At 73.5% G+C, this 22953-nt stretch carries 25 protein-coding genes; 14 read left to right on the top strand and 11 right to left on the bottom strand.

The window, feature by feature from the left end:
- Positions 1 to 132 precede the first annotated feature (132 nt).
- The 3 genes from ABT084_RS27605 to ABT084_RS27595 all read left to right on the top strand — a co-directional run bounded on the left by ABT084_RS27605 (position 133) and on the right by ABT084_RS27595 (position 2495).
- A complete protein-coding gene (locus ABT084_RS27605; protein WP_351049264.1) occupies positions 133 to 1368 on the top strand; it encodes a sensor histidine kinase in 1236 nt (411 codons plus the stop codon).
- Positions 1365 to 2039, top strand: a complete 675-nt coding sequence (locus tag ABT084_RS27600; RefSeq protein WP_351049262.1) for a response regulator transcription factor — start codon at positions 1365 to 1367, stop codon at positions 2037 to 2039. Before ABT084_RS27605 ends, ABT084_RS27600 begins: the two co-directional genes overlap by 4 nt.
- A gap of 141 nt (positions 2040 to 2180) precedes the next feature.
- The gene (locus tag ABT084_RS27595) at positions 2181 to 2495 is read left to right on the top strand and encodes an SHOCT domain-containing protein (protein WP_351049344.1); all 315 of its coding nucleotides are present in this window, start codon (positions 2181 to 2183) and stop codon (positions 2493 to 2495) included.
- A gap of 373 nt (positions 2496 to 2868) precedes the next feature.
- Here ABT084_RS27595 and ABT084_RS27590 read toward each other — a convergent pair whose 3' ends face one another.
- Positions 2869 to 3873 (bottom strand): tellurite resistance/C4-dicarboxylate transporter family protein, encoded by a 1005-nt coding sequence (locus ABT084_RS27590; protein WP_351049259.1) that lies wholly within the window; start codon positions 3871 to 3873, stop codon positions 2869 to 2871.
- Between the two features lie 111 nt (positions 3874 to 3984).
- On the opposite strand from ABT084_RS27590, the gene ABT084_RS27585 reads away from it, so the two are divergent.
- Positions 3985 to 5118, top strand: coding sequence for an AI-2E family transporter (locus ABT084_RS27585; protein ID WP_351049256.1), 1134 nt, complete (start codon positions 3985 to 3987; stop codon positions 5116 to 5118).
- Positions 5119 to 5146: 28 nt separating this feature from the next.
- On the opposite strand, the gene ABT084_RS27580 is transcribed toward ABT084_RS27585, so the two are convergent.
- On the bottom strand, positions 5147 to 5890 hold the full coding sequence (locus ABT084_RS27580; protein ID WP_351049253.1) for a helix-turn-helix domain-containing protein: 744 nt from the start codon (positions 5888 to 5890) through the stop codon (positions 5147 to 5149).
- Between the two features lie 53 nt (positions 5891 to 5943).
- Between ABT084_RS27580 and ABT084_RS27575 the strand changes: the two genes are divergently transcribed.
- Positions 5944 to 7143, top strand: coding sequence for an MFS transporter (locus ABT084_RS27575; protein WP_502969215.1), 1200 nt, complete (start codon positions 5944 to 5946; stop codon positions 7141 to 7143).
- 18 nt (positions 7144 to 7161) lie between these two features.
- Here the strand turns inward: ABT084_RS27575 and ABT084_RS27570 are convergent, their stop codons facing one another.
- Both ABT084_RS27570 and ABT084_RS27565 read right to left on the bottom strand, forming a co-directional pair.
- Complete coding sequence (locus ABT084_RS27570; RefSeq protein ID WP_351049251.1) at positions 7162 to 8382, bottom strand: hypothetical protein; 1221 nt, start codon at positions 8380 to 8382, stop codon at positions 7162 to 7164.
- Positions 8383 to 8505: 123 nt separating this feature from the next.
- On the bottom strand, positions 8506 to 9612 hold the full coding sequence (locus ABT084_RS27565; RefSeq protein WP_502969214.1) for an alpha/beta hydrolase: 1107 nt from the start codon (positions 9610 to 9612) through the stop codon (positions 8506 to 8508).
- A gap of 244 nt (positions 9613 to 9856) precedes the next feature.
- On the opposite strand from ABT084_RS27565, the gene ABT084_RS27560 reads away from it, so the two are divergent.
- From ABT084_RS27560 to ABT084_RS27550, 3 genes are read left to right on the top strand one after another with little or no spacing between them, the layout of a single operon-like run.
- The gene (locus ABT084_RS27560; protein WP_351049245.1) at positions 9857 to 10285 is read left to right on the top strand and encodes a hypothetical protein; all 429 of its coding nucleotides are present in this window, start codon (positions 9857 to 9859) and stop codon (positions 10283 to 10285) included.
- A complete protein-coding gene (locus tag ABT084_RS27555; RefSeq protein ID WP_351049244.1) occupies positions 10279 to 10551 on the top strand; it encodes a helix-turn-helix transcriptional regulator in 273 nt (90 codons plus the stop codon). Before ABT084_RS27560 ends, ABT084_RS27555 begins: the two co-directional genes overlap by 7 nt.
- Positions 10548 to 11534 carry an NAD(P)-dependent alcohol dehydrogenase gene (locus tag ABT084_RS27550; protein ID WP_351049241.1) on the top strand — a complete coding sequence of 329 codons (987 nt, stop codon included), beginning with the start codon at positions 10548 to 10550 and terminating at the stop codon, positions 11532 to 11534. Before ABT084_RS27555 ends, ABT084_RS27550 begins: the two co-directional genes overlap by 4 nt.
- Positions 11535 to 11598: 64 nt before the next feature.
- On the opposite strand, the gene ABT084_RS27545 is transcribed toward ABT084_RS27550, so the two are convergent.
- Positions 11599 to 12180 (bottom strand): TetR/AcrR family transcriptional regulator, encoded by a 582-nt coding sequence (locus ABT084_RS27545; RefSeq protein WP_351049238.1) that lies wholly within the window; start codon positions 12178 to 12180, stop codon positions 11599 to 11601.
- 124 nt (positions 12181 to 12304) lie between these two features.
- Between ABT084_RS27545 and ABT084_RS27540 the strand changes: the two genes are divergently transcribed.
- Positions 12305 to 12586: a putative antibiotic biosynthesis monooxygenase gene (locus tag ABT084_RS27540; RefSeq protein ID WP_351049235.1), complete on the top strand. Its 282-nt coding sequence runs from the start codon at positions 12305 to 12307 to the stop codon at positions 12584 to 12586.
- Positions 12587 to 12698: 112 nt separating this feature from the next.
- The gene (locus ABT084_RS27535; protein ID WP_351049232.1) at positions 12699 to 13229 is read left to right on the top strand and encodes a hypothetical protein; all 531 of its coding nucleotides are present in this window, start codon (positions 12699 to 12701) and stop codon (positions 13227 to 13229) included.
- A 55-nt stretch (positions 13230 to 13284) separates the two neighbouring features.
- Here the strand turns inward: ABT084_RS27535 and ABT084_RS27530 are convergent, their stop codons facing one another.
- From ABT084_RS27530 to ABT084_RS27510, 5 genes are all read right to left on the bottom strand, one after another.
- Positions 13285 to 13767: a hypothetical protein gene (locus ABT084_RS27530; protein ID WP_351049230.1), complete on the bottom strand. Its 483-nt coding sequence runs from the start codon at positions 13765 to 13767 to the stop codon at positions 13285 to 13287.
- A gap of 318 nt (positions 13768 to 14085) precedes the next feature.
- The gene (locus ABT084_RS27525; protein ID WP_351049227.1) at positions 14086 to 15741 is read right to left on the bottom strand and encodes a phospholipase D-like domain-containing protein; all 1656 of its coding nucleotides are present in this window, start codon (positions 15739 to 15741) and stop codon (positions 14086 to 14088) included.
- Between the two features lie 125 nt (positions 15742 to 15866).
- Positions 15867 to 16262 (bottom strand): GntR family transcriptional regulator, encoded by a 396-nt coding sequence (locus tag ABT084_RS27520; protein ID WP_351049224.1) that lies wholly within the window; start codon positions 16260 to 16262, stop codon positions 15867 to 15869.
- 91 nt (positions 16263 to 16353) lie between these two features.
- Positions 16354 to 17349, bottom strand: coding sequence for an ABC transporter permease (locus ABT084_RS27515; protein WP_351049221.1), 996 nt, complete (start codon positions 17347 to 17349; stop codon positions 16354 to 16356).
- Positions 17346 to 18290: an ABC transporter ATP-binding protein gene (locus ABT084_RS27510; protein ID WP_351049219.1), complete on the bottom strand. Its 945-nt coding sequence runs from the start codon at positions 18288 to 18290 to the stop codon at positions 17346 to 17348. Before ABT084_RS27510 ends, ABT084_RS27515 begins: the two co-directional genes overlap by 4 nt.
- Positions 18291 to 18442: 152 nt before the next feature.
- Here ABT084_RS27510 and ABT084_RS27505 point away from each other — a divergent pair, with 152 nt between their 5' ends.
- The 3 genes from ABT084_RS27505 to ABT084_RS27495 all read left to right on the top strand — a co-directional run bounded on the left by ABT084_RS27505 (position 18443) and on the right by ABT084_RS27495 (position 20575).
- The gene (locus ABT084_RS27505) at positions 18443 to 18835 is read left to right on the top strand and encodes a VOC family protein (protein ID WP_351049217.1); all 393 of its coding nucleotides are present in this window, start codon (positions 18443 to 18445) and stop codon (positions 18833 to 18835) included.
- A 191-nt stretch (positions 18836 to 19026) separates the two neighbouring features.
- The gene (locus ABT084_RS27500; protein WP_351049214.1) at positions 19027 to 19215 is read left to right on the top strand and encodes a DUF6381 family protein; all 189 of its coding nucleotides are present in this window, start codon (positions 19027 to 19029) and stop codon (positions 19213 to 19215) included.
- A gap of 175 nt (positions 19216 to 19390) precedes the next feature.
- Positions 19391 to 20575, top strand: coding sequence for a serine hydrolase domain-containing protein (locus tag ABT084_RS27495; RefSeq protein ID WP_351049211.1), 1185 nt, complete (start codon positions 19391 to 19393; stop codon positions 20573 to 20575).
- On the opposite strand, the gene ABT084_RS27490 is transcribed toward ABT084_RS27495, so the two are convergent.
- Positions 20557 to 21897, bottom strand: coding sequence for a serine hydrolase domain-containing protein (locus ABT084_RS27490; RefSeq protein WP_351049208.1), 1341 nt, complete (start codon positions 21895 to 21897; stop codon positions 20557 to 20559). The two genes, ABT084_RS27495 and ABT084_RS27490, sit on opposite strands and share 19 nt — an antisense overlap.
- A gap of 209 nt (positions 21898 to 22106) precedes the next feature.
- Between ABT084_RS27490 and ABT084_RS27485 the strand changes: the two genes are divergently transcribed.
- Positions 22107 to 22556: a hypothetical protein gene (locus ABT084_RS27485; RefSeq protein ID WP_351049205.1), complete on the top strand. Its 450-nt coding sequence runs from the start codon at positions 22107 to 22109 to the stop codon at positions 22554 to 22556.
- Positions 22557 to 22953: the final 397 nt, after the last annotated feature.

The following is a 22953-nucleotide window of genomic DNA, read 5'->3' as shown; positions in this document are numbered from 1 at the left end:
CGGCTGAACAGCTGACCGGCCGACCGGCCGGCCCGGCCCGGTGGCCCCGCACCCCCGTACTACGGGGGGAGTACGTCCGCCCGCGCCGCCCGGCGGACGACGGCGGGCCCCCGGGCCGTCTAGCGTGGCCGCATGGCGGAGCGGCGGGAGCACGGGTCACGGCGGACCAGCAGGGACGGACCGCCGTGGCGGTCCTCGCTGCTGGTCGCCGTGGTCGCACAAGTGGGCACCGGCTGGGCGGAGCACCTCCAGCCCGGCCGGGAGCCGCTGGGCTGGCTCGGCCGGGTCCTGCTGCTGCTCGGCCCCCTGCTGCTGGTCCTGCGCCGCCGCTACCCGGTGGCGGTGGTGGCCGGGGTCTGCGCGGTCGCGCTCGGCTATCTGGCGGGCGGCTACCCGTACGGCCCGGTCTTCTTCAGCGTGGCCCTCGCCTGCCTGGCCGCCGTCGGCGCCGGGCACCGGTACGCGGCCTGGACCGCCGTCGGGCTGCTGTGGGCGGGGCACCTGGCCATCGCCCACTGGCTGTACCGGTGGCTGCCGCCCGCTGGGGACGGGCCCGCGCCCTGGGCGGGTGAGGGCCCGGTCATCGCCTGGGCGCTCGCCGTGCTCGCCGTGTCCGAGGTGGTGCGCGTACGCCGCGAACAGCGGGCCCGCGACCGGGCCGAGCGGGCGGCCGCCGAGCGGCGCCGGGCGGACGAGGAGCGGCTGCGGATCGCCCGCGAGCTGCACGACGTACTGGCGCACGGCATCTCCGTGATCAACGTGCAGGCGGGGGTGGGGCTGGCGCTGCTGGATTCCGATCCGGAGCAGGCCCGTACCGCCCTGCGCACCATCAAGGCGGCCAGCAAGGAGGCCCTCGGCGAGGTCCGGCAGGTCCTGGACACGCTGCGCGCTCCGGGCGCGGCGCCCCGTACGCCCGCTCCCGGTCTCGACCGCCTCCCCGAACTCTTCGCCCAGGCCGCGTCCGCGGGGCTCACCGTCTCGCTGGAGGGCGGGGCCGACGGCCGTGGGCTCTCGCCGGGTACGGATCTGGCCGCGTTCCGGATCGTGCAGGAAGCGCTGACCAATGTGGTGCGCCACTCGGGTTCCCGGACTGCGCGGGTCCGGATCTCCCGCCCGGGCGGCGTGCTGGAGCTGCGGATCGACGACGACGGCCCGGCCACGGGCGGTGACCCGGGCGGCAGCGGCAGCGGACTGACGGGGATGCGCGAGCGGGCGGCGGACCGGGGCGGCTCCATCGAGGCCGGTCCCCGGCCGGACGGCGGCTTCCGGGTGGTGGCCCGGCTGCCGCTGGGAGGGGCCGCGGCGCGGAGCACCGGAGCCGCGGGTGACGGAGCGAAGGGCGACACGGAAGTGGGGGACGACGGGTGATCCGCGTACTGCTCGCCGACGACCAGCACCTCGTCCGGGCGGGCTTCCGGGCGCTGCTCGACGCCCAGCCGGACATCGAGGTGGCCGGTGAGGCGTCCGACGGGGCCGAGGCGGTCGCGCTGGCCCGCGCGCTGCGCCCGGACATCGCCCTGATGGACATCCGGATGCCGGTACTCGACGGTCTGGCGGCCACCCGGACGATCACCGGGGACCCGGCGCTGGCCTCGGTCAAGGTGGTCATGCTCACCACCTTCGAGCTGGACGAGTACGTCTTCGAGGCGATCCGCGGCGGGGCCTCGGGGTTCCTGGTCAAGGACACCGAGCCGGAGGAGCTGCTGCGCGCGGTACGGGCGGTGGTGGCGGGCGATGCCCTGCTCTCCCCCGGGGTGACGCGCCGCCTGATCGGGGAGTTCGCGGCCCGCTCGAAGGCGCCGGAGGCATCGGCGGCGGCCGGTGAGCTGCACCGGCTGACGCAGCGGGAGCGCGAGGTGGTGGCCCTGGTGGGCATGGGGCTGTCCAACGAGGAGATCGCGCGCCGCCTGGTGGTCAGTCCGCTCACGGCGAAGACGCACGTCAGCCGGGCCATGGTGAAGGTGGGCGCCCGCGACCGGGCGCAATTGGTCGTACTGGCCTACGAGTCGGGGCTGGTCCGGCCCGGATGGCTCGGCTGAGCCGGGCCCGGACCCGGGCCCGGCCGCCGGAGTACTCCCCCGGTGGTATCCGTACTGCCGCCGGGGGTACGACGACCGGGGCGCCGTCCCGGGGCGAGGCTCGGGGTGACGGATCAACCCCTTCCGAGGAGCGCAGTCGTGATGAACACCCTGGCGTACGACGGGCCCGGCCCGTGGATCCTCTTCTTCCCGCTGATCTGGGCGGCCGTGATCTTCACCGTGGTCAGCGTGCTGCGCCGCACCGTGTGGCGCGGCGGGCGCGGCGGGCGCGGGCCGTGGGCGGCGGCCGGACGCGTCCCGTACGGCGAGCACTCGCCGATCACGATCATCGGCCGCCGGTTCGCCTCGGGCGAGATCGACGAGGACGAGTACTGGCGCCGGCTGTCGGTGCTGGACGAGCAGTTCGGCCGGACGGGCGTCGAAGCGGGTGGCCGGGGCCGGGACATGCCCGTCTGAGCGGGCAGCCGGGCCGGTGAGCCGGGGCGCCGCGGGCCCCTGGCCGCTCCGGACCCCGCCGCGGCCCACACCCTGGTCCAGGCCCGCTTCACCTGGGGCCCGCCCTGACTGCCACTGCCCTCAAACGCCGGGCGGGCTGGTTGTGGCGGAGCCCCGTTCGTCGGGTGCCGCCGGGTATGGCCTCCGGCGGGCCCTCAAACGCCGGGCGGGCTGGCTGTGGCGGAGCCCCGTTCGTCGGGTGCCGCCGGGTATGGCCTCCGGCGGGCCCTCAAACGCCGGGCGGGCTGGTTTTGGCGGGCTCGGGCCGCGGCGACGTTTTACGGTCCGCGCGCCGCACCCTTACCCCGCCGGCGAGGCTGAGAGCGGGCCCCTCTCAGCCTCGCCGGCGTTTGAGGCGCCGCCGGAGGCAGGCATGGCGCCGCGCCCGCACACCCACGCGGCCACGCCCCGCACCGTGCGTCCCGAGCAGGGCGACGAAGGTCAGGAGCCAGGCGGCCAGCGCGATCCAGAGCAGGACCTCGCCGAGCGGCAGCAGCCAGCCCACCCCGGTCGGCCCCGCCGCGGAGAGGCTGGCCGCGGCGGTCATGCCGAGCGGGAACACGGTCGCCCAGCGCCGGATGTCGTAGCGCGGGCGCGGGTGGGTCGCTTCGGCGGTCAGGAGGACGGCGTACCAGGTGAGCGAGAGCGCGAGCGTCACCAGGGTGGCGGTACGCAGCGCGGTGTGCGGCCATCCGACCCATACGGGTGACGCGGTGAGCTTGGACGCGGCGAGGGAGCAGATGGCGAGCGCACCGCCCGCCACCCACTGGTCGCCCGCGCCCCGCACCACCTCCCGGAAGTCGAACCGGACGAGTGCCTCGCCGTAGAGCAGCAGCCCGAGGCAGAACGCCGCCAGCGCCGCCCACGCCAGCCAGTCCCGCCCGCTGTCCGCGGCGACGACGGCCGCGAGGACGGCCAGGCCCTGGGTGGCGACGCAGACCAGGAACGCCGCCCCGGACGCGCCCCGGTGCCAGTGCCGCAGGACCGCGGCCATCAGCCCGGGCCACAGGACGGCGGCCAGCACCAGCAGGACGGCGGCGGCCGGCCGCCAGCCCAGCAGGGACAGCCGGGCGCCGAGCACCGCGGTGGCCGCGACGGCGGTGAGCGCCGCCGGCGTGTCGGCCTCGGCCCGGAAGCGGCCCCGGTCGCCGAGCAGCCGGACCGCGAAGTCGGCGGCGAGGACGAGCCACAGGGCCCCGGCGACGGCCAGCGCGACGAGCGAGGCCACGGGATGGCCGGTCAGGTGCAGGCCGACCGAGATGATGCCGGCGGCCATGACGGCGGCGCCCGCCGCCGGGGGCAGGCCCGCCCACCAGCGGTGTCCGGGTGCGGGGTTCACCCTTCCAGCGGACACCGGGGCCGCGCCGGGCGCGAGCCTAGGGGGCCATTGGGGCCAACGCGCGGCCCCGCCCGTGAGGCGGGGGCGCGGACCGGGCCCTTTGATGGCCTCATGGCGGATCAGCGGACGCGGGGGCGCTCCCCCGGACGACGCGGGCGGCGGCGGATCACCGCGCCGCCCGGCACGCACAGGACGTACGCGCCGGGCTCGGCGCGCGTGTCGCCGCTGCTGCGCACCGTCGCCGCCTACGCCTGGCGGCTGCTCGTCGTCGGCATCGTGGCCTACGGCGTCTTCGTGGTGCTGGGGCGCTTCCACGAGATCGGCATCGCCGTCTTCCTCGGGCTCGTCGCGACGGCGCTGCTGCGGCCGCCCGCCGATCTGCTCGCCCGGTGGATCCCGCGGCCGCTGGCGGTGGCCGGCGTCCTGATCGGCTCCATCGTGCTCTTCCTCGGCGCGCTGGCGTTCGTGGGCGAGACGGTGGCCAGTCAGTGGACCGACCTCGTCGCGGAGTTCAGGGACGGGCTGGCACGGATCGAGCCGTGGCTGGAGCGCCCGCCCTTCCGGCTGGATCCGCACGCGCTCAGCGATCTGCAGGCCCGGATCGGCTCGTACCTCTCCAGCCATCGGACGACCCTCCTCGACACGGCCGTGACCGGGGCCGGGCGGCTCGTCCAGGCGCTCACCGCCATCGCCCTGGCCCTGTTCTGCTCGGTCTTCTTCATCCACTCGGGCGACCGGCAGTGGGCGTGGTTCTGCGCGCAGTTCCCGCGCGGCGCGCGGCAGCGGATCATGGACGGCGGCCGGGCCGCGTGGCGGACCTTCACCGGGTACACCCACGGCATCGTGCTGGTCGCCGGGACCAACGCCATCCTCGTGGGCATCGCGCTGCTCCTGCTGGGGGTACCGCTGGCCGTGCCGCTCGCGCTGCTGGAGTTCTTCGCCGCGTTCATCCCGCTGATCGGTTCCCCGGTGGCGCTCGCGGTCGCCGCCATCGTGGCGCTGGCCGTCAAGGGGCCGCTGATCGCCGGTCTGGTGGTCGTGCTGATCGTGGTCATCGGCCAGATCGAGGGGCACCTGCTGCATCCGCTGGTGATGAGCTGGGCCGTGCGTCTGCACCCGGTGGTGGTGGCGCTGTCCGTGGTCGCGGGGGCCATCGCCGCGGGGGTGGTGGGCGCGGTCGTGGCGGTGCCGCTGGTGTCGGTCGTGTGGTCGGTCCGCCAGACCCTGCGCGCGCCCGCTCCCTGAATCGGCCCGGTCCTACCGGTGTACGGCCCTACCGGTGTACGCCGGGGGTGTGGCCGAAGGCGCGGCGGAAGACGTCGATGAAGGCGCTCGCCGAGGACCAGCCGCAGTGGTGGGCGACGGCCGTCACCGGAGTGCCGACGGCCAGCAGGCGCAGCGCGTGGTGCAGGCGCAGCTGGGTCCGCCACTGGGGGAACGTCATGCCCAGCTCGGCGCGGAACAGCCGGCTCAGCGTCCGCTCCCCGGCCCCCGCGCCCGCCGCCGCCGCGAGCCGCGCCAGGGTGCGCGGGTCCGCCGGATCGGCGTGCAGCAGCGCGCACACGGCGGCCAGCCGGGGATCGGCCGGGGCGGGAAGGTGCAGGGGCTGGAGCGGTGAGGCCCGCACCTGGTCGAGGAGGACCGCGAGCATCCGGCGCCGCTCCGCGCTGCCGTCCTCGGGGGCGCGGGTGTAGGCCAGGATCAGCTCGCGCAGCAGCGGGCCGACGGCGAGCACGGCGGGGGCGGTGAGAGCGAGCGGGTTGAGGTGGGTCGGCAGGCCCACGCAGTGCAGGTCCACGCGGCCGAACGCCCGGTGCTCGTGCACCGTACCGGCGGGGATCCACAGCGCGCGGGTGGTCGGCGCGACCCAGGTGCCGGAGTCGGTGGAGACGGAGACCACTCCGGATCCGGCGTAGCAGATCTGGTGGTCGTCGTGGCGGTGCGGATCGATGCCGTGGTGCGTGTCGAGCTCCCGGACGCTCGTCGCGGCGCGGGGCGTGTGGCGGATTTTCTGCATCACCCGGCATTTTATCGGAAGCGGGCCGAGGCGGCCGGAAGCGATCCTCGACCGTGACCTCGACAACTCCCCTTCCCCCGTCCCTTCCCACGCCCCGGAAACCCTCCCCGGCCGCTCCCCCGGGCCGGCTGCGCACGGCGGCCTTCTCGGCGGGCCACTCGTGCGTGGACGTCTACCAGGGCGCCGTCGCCGCGCTCGTCCCCTTCCTCGTCTCCGACCGGGCGTACGGGTACGCCACCGCCTCCGGCATCGTGCTGGCCGCGTCCCTGCTCTCCTCGGTGGTCCAGCCGCTGTTCGGCGCGCTGACCGACCGGTGGCCGATGCCCTGGCTGATACCGCTGGCCACCGCTGCCGCCGGGCTGGGCGTGGCGCTGGTCGGGCTCGACGCCGGGTACCCGGCCACGCTCGCCGCGGTCGCCCTCTCCGGGCTGGGCGTCGCCGCCTACCATCCAGCGGCGGCCCGCCTGGTCCGTACGCGGGGCGGCCCGGGGCACGGTGCGATGAGCTGGTTCGCGCTCGGCGGCAACATCGGCTTCGCCTGCGCACCGCTCCTGGTCGTCGCGGCGCTGGCCCTGCCGGGGACGGCGGGCTGGTGGCTGATGGCCCTTCCGGCCGCGGTCGGCGTGTTCCTCAACCGGCCTCCCTCCGGCCGGGGTTCGCGGGAGGAGCCCGCGACCGCCCCCGCGCCGTCCCGGCAGCCCCGCGACGACTGGCGCGCGTTCCTGCGGCTGTCCCTCGTGGTCGTCGTCCGTTCGGTGGTCTTCATCGGCCTGAGCACCTTCATCTCGCTGTACGTCCGCGAGCGCGGCGGGGGCCCGACCGCCGGGGCGGTGGCCCTGTTCGCCCTCTTCGCGGGGAGCGCCGGGGGCACCCTGCTCGGTGGCCGGCTGGCCGCCCGCTGGGGCCGGGTGACCACCGTCCACCGCTCCTACGCGGCGGCGGTGCCCGCGATCGCCGGGGTCCTCTTCCTCCCGCTGCCGCTGGTGTACGCGTGCTCCGCGCTGGCCGCCGCCGCGCTGTACGTCCCGTTCTCCCTCCAGGTCACCCTGGGCCAGGACTACCTGCCGACGCGCATGGGCACCGCGAGCGGGGTGACCCTGGGCCTGACGGTCAGCGTCGGCGGCCTGGCGAGCCCCCTCATCGGCGCGGCGGCCGACGCCGCCTCGCTGCGCACGGCCCTGCTCCCGCTGGCCGTACTCCCCCTGCTGGCCTGGGCCCTGGCCCGCCGCCTCCCGGAACCGGCGGCGCCGTAGCCCGGTCGCCGAGGGGGGTCACGAAGCCCGGCGGCCCCGGCCGAGGAGCAGGCCGAGGAACACCTCGACGTCCGGTGTCCTGGCCAGCGGCAGTACGACGTTGCGCGCCGGGGTCTTGATCACCGCCCGGCCGGGGCCGTCCATCCGCACCCCGGCGATGTCCCGCCAGCCGAACTCCCCACCGGGCGTGCGCACTCCACCGGGGGTGGCGGCGAACGCGCCGAAGGGCACGGTCCGGCCGTCGGACAGGTCGCGCAGGGTGCGCGGCCAGGCCGCGGCGAAGACGGCCTCGGCGGCGGCGAGACGCAGCTCGGCGAATCCGGTCCAGCCGGAGGGGCGGAAGGTGTACCGGTCGCCGTCGGCCGTCCGCACGGTGAATCCGGCGGTGTCCGCCGCCGCCCCGGTGGCCTGCGGCATGCCGAGCAGGCTCACTTCGCTCCACTCGCGGACGAGGACGCGGTGCTCACCGGTCAGGACGGCGAGGCCGCGCCGCCCGATCAGGACCGTGCCGCGCTCCCCGCGGCGGACTTCGGCGAACAGTCTGCTCCCGGCCACCAGGGCCACGGCCAGGGCGGCCGCCATACCGGCGACGCCCGGCAGGACCCCCGCGTCCGAGGGCGGTAGTACAGCCGCCGACAGGGATCCCCCGAAGACCACGGCCGCGCCCTCCAGCGGCAGCATCCATCGGTAGTCGGGCCGCGAGGTGTGCCGGGTGAGCAGCTCGCCCACGGCCCGGGGCACCGGTCCGTGCACCGCCCCGGCGGCGGGTCCCGGCGCCCGCCCGCGCCGCCGGTAGAGCACGGCGCTCACGATGGTGGCCGGCAGTGCGACGGCGGCCGCGAGGGCGGCGGTGAGGGCGGCGACGCTCCGGGACAGCCCGGGCGCGCTGTAGGCCGTGTCACCGATCGCCCGGGCCCGTCCGCTGTACGACAGCGGTGCGGTGCCGGGGGCGGCGTAGAAGACGGCTCCCCCGTGGATCTCGCCGTCGCGCGGGCGCAGGGTTCCGGTGACGGTGCGCCCGTCGACCGCCCACCGGGCCCCTTCGCAGGTCACGGCGGCCCGCGAACCCATGACGGGCACCTTGCAGGAGTGCCCGAGCGTCACCGTCACGGGGGTGGCGCGCACGTAGTAGTCGTAGAGCGGCCCGCTGATGAGCCAGGTCAGGACCAGACCCACGGCCAGCAGGACGACGTTGGAGTACAGCACCGGCCGTGCCGATGATCGACGATTCCCACTCATGGGTCGAGTGTGGATCACGGAACGGAAATTCTGGAGGTTTTTCTAGAAAATTTCTCTACTCAGACGAAGGGGCCGCGCACCGCGAGGAGTTCCTCGCGGCACGCGGCCCCTGCCCGGATCGGATTACTTGCCCAGACGGGCGCTCATCCACTCCATCGCGGGCGGGATCTCCCGGCGCCAGGTGTTGAAGCCGTGGCCACCGCTGTCGAGAGTGATCGACGAGACGTTGGCGCGGCCCTTCGCCTTCTCGACGAACTCCCGCGTCGGCTTGAGGTTCGACTCCCCGATGAGCGAGGTGGTGACCAGGAAGGACGACTTCCCCTTGGGCAGGTTCTCCAGGTTCGTCATCAGGTCGGAGCGCTTCTCCAGCTTCTTGTCCCCGTGGAAGAGGTCACCGGACTGCGCGTCGACCTCCGGCTTGTAGTCCGCCGACAGGCCGACCGCCACGGAGTAGCTCTCCTGGTGCTGGAGCCCCATCTTCAACGCGCAGTAACCGCCGGTGGAATCGCCCATGATGCCCCAGTCCCGCGCCCGGGTACCCGTCCGGTAGGCCTGCGAGATCGTCCGGGGCAGGTCGGTCCCGAAGAAGGTCTCGGTGGCCGGGCCGCCCGGGATGTCGATGCACTGCGAGTTGGACGGCACGACGGTGGGCCGCATCATCACCAGGATCATCGGCTGCGCCTTCTTCTCCTTGGCCAGCGTCCACGCCGTCCTCGGGTAGCGCAGGTTGCGCACCAGGTTCTCGGCCATGCCCGGGTATCCGGTCAGGACGACCGCCGCGGGGAACTTCTTGGTCTCGTTCCCCTTCTGGAAGTACTCCGGCGGCAGGTACACGTACGCCTCGCCGCCCTGCCGGGACCGCTCGCCCTGCACCATGACCTTCTCGATCACGCCGGCCGACCGGGGATCGGCGGCGCCGGGGACCTCGGGCTTCTGCCGGGCCAGGACCTTGACCGCCGAGCCGCCGGGCGCGACGCCGTTCTGCGACGCCTCCGTCTTCTGTCCGGCGAACAGGTCGCCCCACGAGGCGTAGAGCAGGAAGGTCCGGTTCGCCACGAGGCCGACCGAGGCCAGGACGAGCACCTGCGCGGTGAGGATCAGCCCGACGCGGCCCAGCACGGCCCGCCAGCTCCGCCGAGCGAGCCGCGGCCACAGCCACACACCGGCGACGAACACCAGCAGCGTGCCCAGCAAGATGGTCACCAGGAACGCGTTACTCATCAGACTCACGGATCAGAACTGCTCTCTGCGATGTTCCGGGCCGGACCCCCGGGTCCGGAGCGCACCACCATCGGTGCGCGTCAGGGTAGACAGTCTCGCCGCGCAATCCGTTCCACCTCGCGGCCGTTCACTCGCCCAGGATGTCGAGCGGCGGCTCCGTGGGCCCATCGAAGTAAAGAATCATTGACATGAAGTCAAGCACAGCTTACGTTCAGGGTGTCAAAGATGCTTTACATGGGAGCGGAGGGCGCAGGTGTCGTTCGAAGAGAAGCGCGCGTGGACCATGGGGCTGGTGGCGCTGGCGGCCTACGCGGCCTACCTCTCCCTGATCCTGGGGCGGGCGGGGGACGGCTCCCCGACGCAGGTGGCGTACGTACCGCTGATGCTGTGGGCGATCGCCGGCTCGATCGGCGCGACGATCGCGGTCAACATCGCCCTCGGCATCGGCTCGCCCGGAAGTGGCCGCAGAATCGATCAGCGCGACCGGGAGATCAGCCGGTTCGGCGAGCACATCGGGCAGTCGTTCGTCGTCATCGGCGGGATCGCGGCGCTCGTGATGGCCATGGCCGAGCTGGACTACTTCTGGATCGCCAACGCCGTGTACCTGGCCTTCGTCCTGTCGGCGGTGCTCGGCTCCATGGCGCGGATCGCCGCCTACCGGCGGGGTTTCCCGGCATGGTGAAGCCCACGGAGGTCACCAACACCATCCGCGCCCTGCGGTTCGCGCACGGGGAGATGACGCAGGCGGAGCTGGCGGACCGCATCGGCGTGACGCGCCAGACCGTCATCGCCATCGAGAAGGGGCGCTACTCCCCCTCGCTCCAGATGGCCTTCCAGATCGCTCGCGTCTTCAAGGCCCCGCTCGACGAGGTCTTCCAGTACCCGGACGACGAGGCGCCCGACACCGACACCGACACCGGCAACGCGAAGGGGAACGGGACACCATGAGGGCCATCGTCCAGGACGCGTACGGCACGGCCGACGCGATGAGGTTCGACGCCGCCGCGGAGCGACCCGTCCCCGGGGACGACGACGTCCTCGTACGGGTGCGCGCCGCCGGGGTCGACGCCGGGGTCTGGCACCTGATGACGGGGACGCCGTATCCGGTGCGGCTCATGGGCTACGGACTCCGGCGCCCCAAGCACCGCGTGCCCGGCATGGACCTCGCGGGCACGGTCGAGGCGGTCGGTGCGAACGTGACGCGACTGCGGCCCGGCGACGAGGTGTTCGGCATCGGTAAGGGCGCCTACGCGGAGTACGCGTGCGCGCCCCAGGCCAAACTCGCCCTGAAGCCGCCCTTCCTGAGCTTCGAGCAGGCCGCCGCCCTGCCGGTGTCCGGGCTCACGGCCCTGCAAGCCCTGCGCGACCGGGGCGGGCTGACGGTGGGACAGAAGGTGCTGGTCATCGGCGCTTCGGGGGGCGTGGGCTCGTACGCGGTGCAGCTCGCCAAGGCGTACGGCGCCGAGGTCACCGGGGTGTGCGGGACCGCGAAGGCGGACCTGGTCCGCTCGCTCGGCGCGGACCACGTCATCGATTACACGCGCGCGGACATCGAAGGCGGCACGGCTGGTGGGGTGGTCCGCTACGACCTCATCCTCGACATCGCGGGCGGGCGGCCCGTGGCGCGGCTGCGGCGGGCGCTGGCGCCGCGGGGAACGCTCGTCCTGGTGGGCAACGAGACCGGGGGCCGGTGGACGGGCGGGCTGGGCCGCCTGCTGTGGGCCGCGCTGCTCTCGCCGTTCGTCCGCCAGCGGCTGCGGCCGATGGCAGCGGCGGAGCGGTACGAGGACCTGGTGGTGCTCGGCGAGTTCGTGGGCGCGGGGCGGCTGACCCCGGCCCTCGACCGGACGTACCCGCTGAGCGAGGCACCCGAGGCTGTCCGGAGCCTGGCGGAGCACCGGGTCCGCGGCAAGGCCGTCATCACGGTGTGACCGCGGGGCGGGGCGCCCGACACCGGGCTCCCGGGCCTCCTCAGGCCGTCAGGCCGTCAGGCCGTCAGGCCGTCAGGCGGCGGACCATCTCGACCAGGGCCGCGCGCTGCGCGGGGGCGCCCGCGTCCGCCACGGCGGGGACGATCAGCCGGGCGAGCTGGGGCATGGTGAACCAGGACACGGTCAGCGCGATCACCGTGTGCATGAGCTGCCCGGCATCGACCGCGCCGGTGAGCGCTCCGGCCCGCTGGGCGGCGGAGATGGCCGCGATCTTCTCCTCGTAGTGGTCGGTGCGCGCGCACTGGGCGACCACCCGGTCCTGGCACAGGAGCCCCTCCCAGGCCAGGAGGCGCACGAAGTGCGGGTGGAGCAGGTGGTAGTCGTAGACCCGGCCCGCGTAATCCCCCAGGTCCTCGGCCTGGTCGCCGACCAGCGGCACCGCGGCCGCGATTTTCTGCAGCTCGCACTCCAGGACGGCGACGAACAGCTTCTCCTTGCCGCCGAAGTACTGGTAGATGCGCTCCTTGTTCACGCCGGCGCGCGAGGCGACCCGGGCGATGCGGGCGCCCTCGGGGCCGTACTCGGCGAACTCCTCGACCGCGGCGTCGAGCAGGAGCTGTTTCGTGCGCGCAGTGTCCCAGGCCATGGCTCGATTCTAGCCCATCTCCAACCGTGGGGTTGGAGATGGGAAGGGTCCCGTGCAAGACTCCAACCAGTCGGTTGGGGATCAGGGATCCGGCCGCTCGCCGCACACGACCAGGAGAACCGCCATGCCCGAATCCACGCTCGCCACCGCCGACGCCACCGCGGCCCCGGCCGCGACGCCCGCCCCGGCCGGACCCTCCGTGCACCGCCGGGCCCTGATCACCTGGCTGGCCGTCTACCCGACCATCACGATCACCCTCGGCCTGCTCGGGCCGGTCACCGCCGGCCTTCCGCTGCCGCTGCGGACGCTGATCCTCACCGCGGTGGTCATTCCGGTGGCCGCGTACGGACTGATCCCGGCCCTGATGAAGGCCAACGCCGCGCTCGGCCGTCGCGCCGGGCGGTGATTCGGCCAATTGTTTAGCATGGGCCTGACATTTCAAGGTCCCTATGGGACGTTCCCCTGCGCGTCGGTCCACCCCACGAGGACCAGCCCCAGAGGAGCGCATCATGATGAGCATGCGGAAGAGCACGGGCACGGGCACGGGCACGGGCATCAGGAAGTGGACGGGCCTCACCGCCCTCACCGCCGCGACGGTCCTCGCCGGATCCTCGGCGGCGCTCGCCCTCGGACCCACCGCCGATCAGCGGGCCGACGGCGTCATCGTGGTCGCGGGCAACACCTGCACCTGGACCAACGCGAAGGCCAGCGCCAATCCCCCGAGCGCGCTGACCGTCGACCGCACCACCATCAACGCACCGGGCGGGAACCTGTCCTGCACCGGCGGCATCACCGCGAGCCTCAACAACAATCCCGCGTTCACCTTCGACGACGCGAGCGGAGTCGCGAAGACGGACGCGATCGACATCACCGGCAAGCAGAGCTTCATCTCCTGCCGCTACAAGGCCACCAACATCGCGTGGAACCGCGACGGGGCCACCCGCAAGTACGTCAACCAGGCCTTCACCGCGACGAAGACCTCGGGAAGCTTCCTCTGTCCCGGCTCGGTCACCACGGCCGCGGGCGGCGCCTCCATGCTGTTCCACTGAGCCGACCAGCCGCGCGCCGCGACCACCCTTCCGGGGCCGCGGCGCGCGGCGTGGCTCAGCGCAGGTCGAAGCTGACCGAGGACGCCTTGTCGTTCATGCCGTCCCCGACGTAGGCGTTGTAGCCGTAGTACGTCTGGTGGGCGCCCCGGAAGTCCTTGTGCTCCCACAACGTGATCGGGCAGGTGATGCCCTGCGCCGAGCTGACCGTGTCGCTCCACCCCCACTTGCCGAGGTCGTTGAACTCCGGGTAGCGCCAGTCACAGCCCACGCTGCCGCGGAAGGTGAATTCGCTGCCGCTGGAGTTGGCGTCGCTCCAGATCTTGCCCAGGTCCTTGTAATCGGCGTTCGCGCCCAGCTGCGCGGCCTGCGCCTTGGTCGCGAAACAGCCGCCCTCACCCGTGTCGACGACGTACGTGCAGAACTTCGCGGCCTTGGGCGCCGCGCCCGGGTCGGCCGCGGCCGACGCCGGTGTCACGAGCGCCGCCGTGACCGCGAGAGCGGCCGCACCGAGGGCGACAGCAGAACGAACCGTGTTCATTGATGCTCCTCAAGTAGCTGAACAGAAGGCCGTGTTCACCGCTGACTCCAACGCGGCCCGCGGCGTCCCGGCGCGGTGCGACTCAACAAGGTGCGCCCTGCACCGGTCGAGGGGCCGCAGCTGCCAGTGGCACATTCCGTACGACGGACGGCAGCACGCGACCCGCCCTCCGGCTGGCGCGAACGGATCGGCGCGGCGCACCGGCGGGCGGCCGCGCGCTGCCACGACTCACCCGGCGGGCCGGTCACGGCAGCGGGGACATGGCCGAAGTAACGACCATGCCCCTGCATACCGGCTGTGCCGCCGAATGTCCGGATATCAGCGACAGATGCCCTGCTCGTAGTCGACCGTGGCGGTCGCCCTGGAGTACTGCCACTGCGGCGCGAGCAGCTGGTCGCGCAGCTGCCCGGCGGCGGCCGGGCTCTCCACCACATAGCCGAAGTCCTGGAGCCAGGAGGGGTAGAGGTTCTTCGACCCGATGTAGAAGGCGGCGCCGTCGACGGAGACCAGCTTGTGGTGCTGCGCGTACGGGTGCCCGTCCGCCCAGGTCGGATGCGCCGCGCCGCGGAAGGTGGCGAGCTGCAGGCCCGAGCACATCAAGGTCCGGGCGCCGGCCTGGTCACCGGTGAGCCGGGCGAGGCGGTCGCGGAGCGTGTCGCTGATCTCCGAGAGGGATTTGATCTGCGAGTAGCCGCCGCTGCCCACGGCACCGCGGTTGGCGGGGTCGCTGACGACGATGCGGACCTTGACGCCCGCGGCCAGGCGCGCCGCGAGGGCGTCGTAGATGCGGATGTCATAGCGGGGCAGCGGAGGGCACGTGGCGTTGAGGTCCTGCTGCGAGATCTCGATGTGGGAGCCCGCGCCGGCGATCAGCGTGCGCAGCGCGCTCTCCTCCGGGTTGACCGTGTCGTAGTCCCGGTCGGCGTTGGTGTTGTCGTGCAAGCCGATGCCGCACGTGGTGTCGGGCGCGGTGGGCAGGGTGGGCCGGAACAGCGACGCCGGGTCGTCGCGCCTGATCCCCACGCCGAGTCCGCCGACGGCGATCACCGGGACGTCACCCGTGGCGGGCGTACGGGCTTCCGCCCGCGCGAGCGTGGGCAGGCACCCGGCGCCGTTGGAGGAGGCGAACCAGACGGTGGCGATGTTGCTCTTGTTCCGGCAGGTCCAGGACCACAGTTCGTCGAGGTACTTGCCCGCGGAAGCGGCCGCGGGGCCGGTCAGCGCCAGGTCGACGTCGGACACCGGGTGGGCGGTGTCGAGGTAGTCGCCCTTCCAGCTGTTGATGCCGCCGGTGACCACCGACTGGCCGTCCACGACGAGGAGTTTGGAGTGGTTCCAGGAGAAGGCCGTCTTCGAGGTGGTCATCGAGGCGATGTTGAGGGTGACGTTCGGGGCGTCCGCGCCGAGCCGGCCCACCAGCTCGTCCCGGTACTTCGAGGGGACGACGTTGAGGTGGTAGACCGGGGCGGCGCCCACCAGCACGCGCACGGTGAGCTTGTTCCCGGTGGCGGCCGCGGCCTTGAGCCCGGCGACGACGGCGTCCTGGAAGGCCCCGTCGAGGAAGGGCGCCAAGGTGGATATGTCCACGGTGCGCCGCGCGCGGGAGATGTTCTCGGTCATCTTGTCGAGCAGCCGGCGCGTTCCGGGGCGCTCCGCGCACGTGGCGTCGCCCCAGCAGCCGGGGGTCTGGAGCAGCCAGTCGCCACCGCCGGGGGTGGACGCGTCGAGGCTGTTGCCTTCGGTGCGCTCCCAGACCCGGCCTTCGAGGCCGGGGCTGACCTGTCGCAGGGTCTGCTCGACGGAGTCGAGGTGGGGCGTCTCGGCGGCGGCTGCCGGAAGGGCGGGCAGCAGGGCCAGCAGGAGCGCGGGCAGGAGGGTCCGGCGTAAGGGCCGGTGTAACGACTGACGTAAGGACTGACGTAAGGGCCGGTGTAAGGGCTGGTGTAAGGACTGGCGTAAGGACTGGCGGACCAATGTGGGTTCCTTGCACGAGGGGTTCGCCGTCGCCGCTCGAGGGCGACCGGCAAGATCAACTCGGGGAACCTAGCAGCCCGAAATGGGGAGTTGGTACTCCCCATACCGGATCCGGCCATTTACGGCTAGTTCGTCTCCTTCGGGGGAAACGCCTCGGCGAGCACGGCGTCGAACAGGGTGGTCATGTCCTGGGCCCCCAGACCCTGTTCGCGCGCCTCGCGCACCCACTCCGTGAGCCGCACCCGTAGCGGGGATTCCGGCCGGGACTGCGGGGTGACCAGGGTGCGGGTGATGAACGTACCCGCCCCCTGGCGCACTTCGACCAGGCCCGAGCGCTCCAGCTCCCGGTACGCCTTGAGCGTGGTGTTCGGGTTGACCTTCGTGCTCGCGGCGACCTGCGCCGCGGTGGGCAGCTTGTCCCCTTCGACCAGCGCGCCCATGCGCAGCGCCTGTTCCACCTGCGACACGATCTGGAGGTAGGTGGGCAGGCCGCCGCGGCGCTCGATACGGAATACGACCACGCGAACCCGCCTCCTTGCTTCCGATGTCGTGTCGTGAGTGTGTCGCGCTGTGCTGCGCCGTGGGCCTACAGAGCCTAAGGGCCTCCGGGGCCTAGAGCGGGAATCGCCGGGCCCACCACACGGCCAGGGCCGTCAGGGCCGCGGCGAGGGCCAGGTAGATCCCCGCCTCGGTCCACTGGATGGTCGCCATCTGGTCGTAACTGAAGTACTCCCAGACCGAGTTGACGATGCCCAGCCCGGACCGGCAGGCGTCCGGGGCCGCGTCGTGCACGCAGGTCCCGTACCCGTAGAGCTTGCCGGAGGCGGTACCGACCCACTGGTCCGTCTGCGCGGCGCGGTCGAGCACCGGGGAAGGGCCGCCGAACGGGTAGGTGATGACGTGCGGGGTGGCCAGCCGCTCCCGGAAGTACGAGACGACGATCGTGGCGACCCAGGTCCCGACGTAGGTGAGGGCCATCGCGGCCACCGTGCGGCGGACCACGACGCCGACGGCGATGCCCAGCGCCAGGGCGAACAGCGCCGTCGCGAGCAGCATCGGGCCGGTCGTGTCGAACGCCCTCCCCTGCAGCCAGCTACCGGCCGCGAAGGGCTGGACGGAGCGCCACCACCAGGAGTGCAGCATGCTCAGCGTGCCGACGGTGACCGTGACCAGGACCAGGGCGAATCCCAGTTTCCAGCGCAGCCACTGCCCCCGGGACACCGACTGGGTGGCGACCAGCCGCGCGGTGCCCGATTCCCGGTCCCCCGCGATCAGCGGGACGCCGAGAAAGACGCCGAACAGGGCCGACAGCCCCGCCAGGACCCCGCTGTGGGACTCGAAGTCGTTCCCCGTGCGCGTGTACACGTCCGGGTCGATCGAGCCGGCCGGTGTGGCCGGCCATCCGGCGGCGTGCAGGGTGTCGAGCATCGCGGCGCGCTGATAGACGATCCAGAGGGCGCCGAGGACGGTCACCGCGGCGCAGACGATCAGGACGGTGCGGTGCTGGCGCGCGATGAGCCAGGCCAGTCCGCGCAGCCGGCGGGGCCGGTCGCGGGCGCCCGCCCGGTCGGCGGCGGCGCGGTCGGTGGTGTGGGCGGAGGCGCTCATGCCGCGCCCTCCTCTCGGTGAGCGGGGACGGCGGCCGGGGACAGCAGGGCGGGCGCGCGGGGTGAGCGGAGGTAGGCGAGCAGTACCTCCTCCATTCCTGGTTCGGCGCGCTGCCAGTCGTCGTCGAGGCGGCCTTGACGGCGCACCATCGCGGTGAACTGCCGTCCCGCGGTGCGGACTTCGATCACCGTGTGGGCGCTCAGCGCCGCGGGCAGCTCCCCGCCCGCGGTCAGGCCGGTGACCACGGAGTGCATGGCCACCAGTTCCTCGACCTCGCCGGCCATCCGGACGCGGCCCTCGGCCAGTACGAGTACGTAGTCACACGTGTCCTCCAGCTCCGCCAGGACGTGGGAGGACATCAGGACGGTGGTTCCGTGCTCGGCGGCCTCGGACACCAGCAGGGCGCCGATCTCGTCCCGGGCCACCGGGTCGAGGTCGGCCAGCGGCTCGTCCATCAGCAGGAGTTCGGGGCGTTTGCCGAAGGCGAGCGCGAGGGCGACGCGGGTGCGCTGGCCGCCGGACAGCCGGCCGACACGGGCGTCGGGCGCGATCCGGCCCTCCGCCACGATCCGTTCGGCGATCGCCCGGTCCCAGCCGGGGTTGAGCTCCCGGCCCATCCGCAGGTGCTCCGCGACCGTGAACCGTTTGAAGAGCGGCTTGTCCTGGGGCAGGTAGGACCAGCGGGGCAGCACGCTGAAGGACCCGGCCGGGGTCCCGAAGATCCGCAGCTCCCCCTCCGTCGGGGCGTCCAGCCCCGCCGCCAGGTTCAGCAGGGTGCTCTTGCCCGCGCCGTTGGGCCCGACCAGGGCACAGACCCGGCCTGCCGGGATCCGGAACGAGCAGTCCCGCAGCGCCCAGGTGCGGCGGTACTTCTTGCCGAGGCCGCTCGCCTCCACGGCCCATCGGGCGCTTGTCGTGCCGGAAGTGATCCCGTCCCGCACACCGCCCCCCTCTCCATCAATCCACTATGTGACTAGTGGAATCATTGACTGATGGATCTCTCCTGTCAACCGCCACGGGAACCGGCCGCACGAGGGCCGGCCGCACGGGCCCGGCCGCACGGGGGCCGACCCCCGCTCTACGATGCACAGCCATGGAACTCACTCAAATCCGCCTGCTGGTCTCGGACTTCCCCGCCTGCTACCGCTTTTACCGGGACGTGCTCGGCCTCGCGCCGCAGTTCGACAACGAGCAGGGTCCGTACGCCAAGCTCTCCCCGGAGGGCGGCAGCGCGGCGATAGCCCTGCACGACCGGGCCCAGATGGCCGACCTGGTCGGAGCCCTCGCGGGGGCGCCCTCGGGGCACCGGGCCCTGATCGCGCTCCGCGTGGACGACCTCGACGCGGTCCACGCCGAACTCACCGCACGGGGCGGCGTGTTCCTGCGCGACCCGGCCCCCTTGGGCGACCGCATCCGGGCGGCACACCTGGCCGACCCCGAGGGCAACCTGATCGAGCTCCAGGAGTGGACCCAGCCCCACGGGTAACCCCAGGGCTCCGCCCCGGACCCCGCGCCTCAGACGCCGGCGAGGCCGCGGGGCCACCACCCGGCGTAGGGCGCCACCGGACTGCGGGACCGGCCCCGGGCACGCCGTCGGGGGGGCTTCGGGATGCGGAGGGGGCGTACTGCTGGTTCGCTGAATGCGCCCGCTCTCCCCGAGCGATCAGAGGAGTGATCATGAGCAGTGCAGGCGATTCCGGCGGCCGGGCCGGGCAGATGCGCGCGAAGGCGCAGGAGCTGAACGAGGCCGCCGAGCGGGCCGCCGACCCGCAGGACCGCAAGCGGCTCCAGGACAAGGCGCGCCGTCTGCAGGAGCAGAGCGAGCAGGAGAGCCGGATCGACGATCCGGGGATGGATCCGCGGTAGCCCGCGCGACGAGCCCGCCCCGGACCCGGGCCCGCTCGGGCTCCGAGCCCGCGCCGGATCCGGGTGCGCGCCGCGTCGGCGATGAGTTCGGGCGGCCCCCGGAGTCTTGTCTCCGAAGGGCCGCCCGCGGATGCGCGCGGCCGGCCGGAGCGTCGCGAACGTGGAGTGTGGAGCCATGACCCTGGACAGTCTGCGCGGGATTCTGGAACCGCCGGTGCGCGCCGGGACGCTGCCGGGAGCGGTGGCCCTGGTGGCCCGGGGCGACCGGGTCGAGGTGGCGGCCGTGGGGGCGTCCGGCGCTCGCGGCACCGCCCCGATGGCCCGGGACACGATCTTCCGCATCGCCTCGCTGACCAAGCCGATCACCGCCGCCGCCGTGATGCTGCTGGTCGAGGAGGGTCCGCTCACCCTGGACGGCCCGGTCACCCCCTGGCTGCCGGAGCTGGCCGACCGGGTGGTCGTACGTACGCCGTCGAGCCCCGTGGACGACGTGGTCCCCGCGCTCCGGCCGATCACGGTGACCGACCTGCTGACCTTCCGCGCCGGATACGGCTTCCCCGGGGACTTCTCGCTCCCGGCGGTCGGCCCGCTCTTCAGCGAGCTGCGCCAGGGGCCCCCGCAGCCGCAGCGGGTCGCGGCGCCGGACGAGTGGATGAAGACGCTGGCCGGGATCCCCCTGCTCCACCAGCCGGGCGACGCCTGGCTCTACAACACCTGCTCGGACATCCTCGGCGTCCTGATCGCCCGCGCCACCGGGCAGCCCCTGGGGGACTTCCTCGCCGAGCGGATCTTCGCGCCGCTGGGCATGAAGGACACCGGTTTCGCCGTACCGGCGTCGGCGGCGGACCGGTTCACCGACCACTACCGGGCCGCCGCGGACGGGGAAGGTTCCCTGGAGCTGGTCGACGCGCGCGACGGCCAGTGGAGCCGTGAGCCCGCGTTCCCGTCCGCCGCGGGCGGACTGGTCTCGACCGTGGACGACTGGTACGCCTTCGCCCGGATGATGCTCGCCGAAGGCGCGGTGCCCCCGGGCCCGGGCGCCGGCCCGGGCCCGGAGCGGCTGCTGTCCCGCGAGTCGGTGCGGCTGATGACCACCGACTGGCTGACCCCGGAGCAGCGCGCCGGGGGCGAGCTGTTCCTGGAGGGCCAGGGCTGGGGCTTCGGCGGCTCCGTCGACGTCGAGACGCGCGACCCGTGGAACGTGCCGGGCCGCTACGGATGGGTGGGCGGCACCGGTACGGCGGCGCACCTCGCGCCCTCCACCGGCACGGCCGCGATCCTGCTGACCCAGCTGGAGCTGAGCGGCCCGACGCCGCCGCCGCTGATGCGCGCGTTCTGGCGCTACGCGGCGGGCGGCTGAGGAGGCCCGAGCAGGCCCTCGTCCGGCCCCCGCAACGGCTCCGGCGCGTCCTCGCGGGCGCCGGGCCGGGCCTGCGTGCCCCCGCACAGGGCCTCGTTGATGAAGACGCTCCGGGCCGCGTCGATGGCGTTCGGGAGCGGGTTGCCGGTCGCGTCCAGCCGTTCGTACTTCGTCAGGTTGAGGCCGATCGCGAGCTGGCGGCCGCCGTCGGGCGACGACAGGGCCAGGGTGCCGGCGCCGAAGACGGCTCCGTCATGGCCCCAGACCGGACCGCAGGAGGTTTCGAGCCGCACGACGCCGAGGCCGTAGCGCATCGTCACCCGTCCGCCCGCGTCCTTCACGGGCACGGTGGTCCGCAGCTGGCGCAGCTGTTCGGGACGCAGCAACCGGCCCTGGAACAGGGCCCGGTAGAAGGTGTTGAGGTCGTCCATGGTGGCGACCAGGGCACCCGCCGTACCGCCCCAGGACATGTCGTACTCGCTGTAGTCGCGGGGCGGGTCGATGTACCCGAAGAAGGACTCGTAGAGCTTGGCGTGCCGGCCGCGCACCCGGGTCTCGGCGCCGGGGAGGTAGGTGTCCTTCAGCCCGGCCCGCCGGATCACGTCACGCGTGATGAGGGTCTCCGGGTCCTCGCCGGTGCGGGCGCGCAGGAGTTCGCCGAGCAGGACGTAGTTGGTGTTCGAGTACGACCAGCCGGCGCCCGGCTCGAAGAGCTGCGGGGCACCGACGCCGTACCCGATCAGCTCGGCCGGGGCGAAGTGGCGGTGCCGGTTGTCGTCGAGGCTCCGGGTCGATCCCTGGAGGAGGGACGGGAAGGCCATCGGGAAGTAGTCCGCGATGCCGCTCGTGTGGTTGAGGAGCATGCGGACGGTGATCTTGTGGCCGCGCTCGCCCGGGACGAGAGCGGGCAGGTAGTCCCCGACCGGCCGGTCGAGCTCGATCCGGCCCCGGCCCACCTGCTGGAGCACGGCGACCGAGGTGAACGACTTGGTGACGCTGCCGGCGCGGTGACGCATGCCGGGGCTCATGGGCCGCTGGGTGGCGATGTCGGCGAAGCCGGTGGCACCGCGCCACCGGTCGCGGCCGTCGCGCACGGAGGCGTAGGCGCCGTACATGCCCGCCGCGTGCACGGCGTCGAGGTCGCGGGTGAGCCGCGCGTGGTCCAGGCCGGCGGAATCCGCGGGGGCGGTGGCCGCCGCCGGAACCGCACCGGCCGGCAGGGACAGCAGCACCGCGGCGGCGGCCACCGCGCCCTGGATGCGGCGCCGTCGGTGGGGGCGCTGGCGGTCGAGGTGGTGTCGGTCGAGGCGTGGGGAAGGCATCTGCGTCTCCCGTTCTCCGGTCCGCGGGCTCGGTTCGGTCCGCGGACATTCTTGATCATTCTGACCTCCCGAGGCCCTGCCCCGGACCTCTTCGCGCTCGTTTGGCCTGAGTTGACCGCAATGGCCGGTCGCCCACCGGTCGGAGTGTCGGAGGCGGCCGCTAGAATCACCAGCTTGTTCGAATGTCCGGGTGAAGTGGGGGTGCGTGGATGAACACGCAACTGAGGGATATCGCAGGCGAGTTGGCCGCCGTGCTGTGGCGGGAGCACACCGTCTACCGCGACCGGTCGGGCGTGGTCGTGATCCGGGGGGATCACGTCCAGCGCTGGATCAGCCTGTCCTCGGGCGCGGGGGCGGACGAGGTCCTGCTGCGCGCCGGACGCATCCTCGACGGCGGGACCACCGCCCCGGCCCGGTGCGAGGCGGTCGCCCGGCTGTCCGCCGGTACGGCCGAACTGGCCGCGGTCTGCCGTCGGCTGCTGGCCGAGACGGCGCCGGGATCGGCGGGAGCGGCGCCGCGGGCGCGCGGCGAGCGCCCCCGGCGCATCCGCCGCCCGCGCCGCACCGGACGGCACACCGGCTTCGGCTCGTGGCTGGTCGTCGCCTGCGTGGTGGGACTGGTGGCCTATTACGTCCACGTGACCCGCGGGGCCTTCTGAGGGGGCCGGGCCGACCGCGGCAGATCATCGATGCGAGGGCCGCACATCCCGAGGCCCGGCCACCTCAACCCCGCCGGCGCTCGAGACGCGGGTCCGGGCGGAGCCCGATGCGGCCCCGGCCACACCCAGCCTCGCCGGCGCTCGAGACGCGGGTCCGGGCAAAGCCCGATGCGGCCCGGCGACCCAGCCCCGCCGTCGCTCGAGACGCGGGTCCGGGCAGAGCCCGATGCCGCCCCGGCCACACCCAGCCCCGCCGTCGCTCGAGACGCGGGTCCGGGCAGAGCCCGAGGCGGCCCCGGCCACACCCAGCCTCGCCGGCGTTTGAGGCGCGGGTCCGGGCGGAGCCCGGTGCGGCCCGCCAGGGCCGTTGTCCCCTGCGGGGCTCCTGGGCCCCGCT

Origin of the sequence: Streptomyces sp. NPDC002138 (genome assembly GCF_040296485.1) — a bacterium.
GTDB lineage: Bacteria > Actinomycetota > Actinomycetes > Streptomycetales > Streptomycetaceae > Streptomyces.
The sequence above is the reverse complement of the archived record's forward strand: the minus strand, read 5'-3'. Positions and strand labels throughout refer to the sequence as shown.

Excerpts from the sequence above, each read along its gene's own strand:
- ABT084_RS27535 (WP_351049232.1), top strand. The coding sequence starts at position 12,699 with ATGCGGAAGAGCACGGGCACGGGCACGGGCACGGGCATCAGGAAGTGG.
- ABT084_RS27500 (WP_351049214.1), top strand. The coding sequence starts at position 19,027 with ATGAGCAGTGCAGGCGATTCCGGCGGCCGGGCCGGGCAGATGCGCGCG.
- ABT084_RS27550 (WP_351049241.1), top strand. The coding sequence starts at position 10,548 with ATGAGGGCCATCGTCCAGGACGCGTACGGCACGGCCGACGCGATGAGG.
- ABT084_RS27570 (WP_351049251.1), bottom strand. The coding sequence starts at position 8,382 with ATGAGTGGGAATCGTCGATCATCGGCACGGCCGGTGCTGTACTCCAAC.
- ABT084_RS27585 (WP_351049256.1), top strand. The coding sequence starts at position 3,985 with ATGGCGGATCAGCGGACGCGGGGGCGCTCCCCCGGACGACGCGGGCGG.
- ABT084_RS27490 (WP_351049208.1), bottom strand. The coding sequence starts at position 21,897 with ATGCCTTCCCCACGCCTCGACCGACACCACCTCGACCGCCAGCGCCCC.
- ABT084_RS27605 (WP_351049264.1), top strand. The coding sequence starts at position 133 with ATGGCGGAGCGGCGGGAGCACGGGTCACGGCGGACCAGCAGGGACGGA.
- ABT084_RS27530 (WP_351049230.1), bottom strand. The coding sequence starts at position 13,767 with ATGAACACGGTTCGTTCTGCTGTCGCCCTCGGTGCGGCCGCTCTCGCG.
- ABT084_RS27545 (WP_351049238.1), bottom strand. The coding sequence starts at position 12,180 with ATGGCCTGGGACACTGCGCGCACGAAACAGCTCCTGCTCGACGCCGCG.
- ABT084_RS27505 (WP_351049217.1), top strand. The coding sequence starts at position 18,443 with ATGGAACTCACTCAAATCCGCCTGCTGGTCTCGGACTTCCCCGCCTGC.
- ABT084_RS27580 (WP_351049253.1), bottom strand. The coding sequence starts at position 5,890 with ATGCAGAAAATCCGCCACACGCCCCGCGCCGCGACGAGCGTCCGGGAG.
- ABT084_RS27540 (WP_351049235.1), top strand. The coding sequence starts at position 12,305 with ATGCCCGAATCCACGCTCGCCACCGCCGACGCCACCGCGGCCCCGGCC.
- ABT084_RS27515 (WP_351049221.1), bottom strand. The coding sequence starts at position 17,349 with ATGAGCGCCTCCGCCCACACCACCGACCGCGCCGCCGCCGACCGGGCG.
- ABT084_RS27485 (WP_351049205.1), top strand. The coding sequence starts at position 22,107 with ATGAACACGCAACTGAGGGATATCGCAGGCGAGTTGGCCGCCGTGCTG.
- ABT084_RS27595 (WP_351049344.1), top strand. The coding sequence starts at position 2,181 with ATGAACACCCTGGCGTACGACGGGCCCGGCCCGTGGATCCTCTTCTTC.
- ABT084_RS27555 (WP_351049244.1), top strand. The coding sequence starts at position 10,279 with ATGGTGAAGCCCACGGAGGTCACCAACACCATCCGCGCCCTGCGGTTC.
- ABT084_RS27495 (WP_351049211.1), top strand. The coding sequence starts at position 19,391 with ATGACCCTGGACAGTCTGCGCGGGATTCTGGAACCGCCGGTGCGCGCC.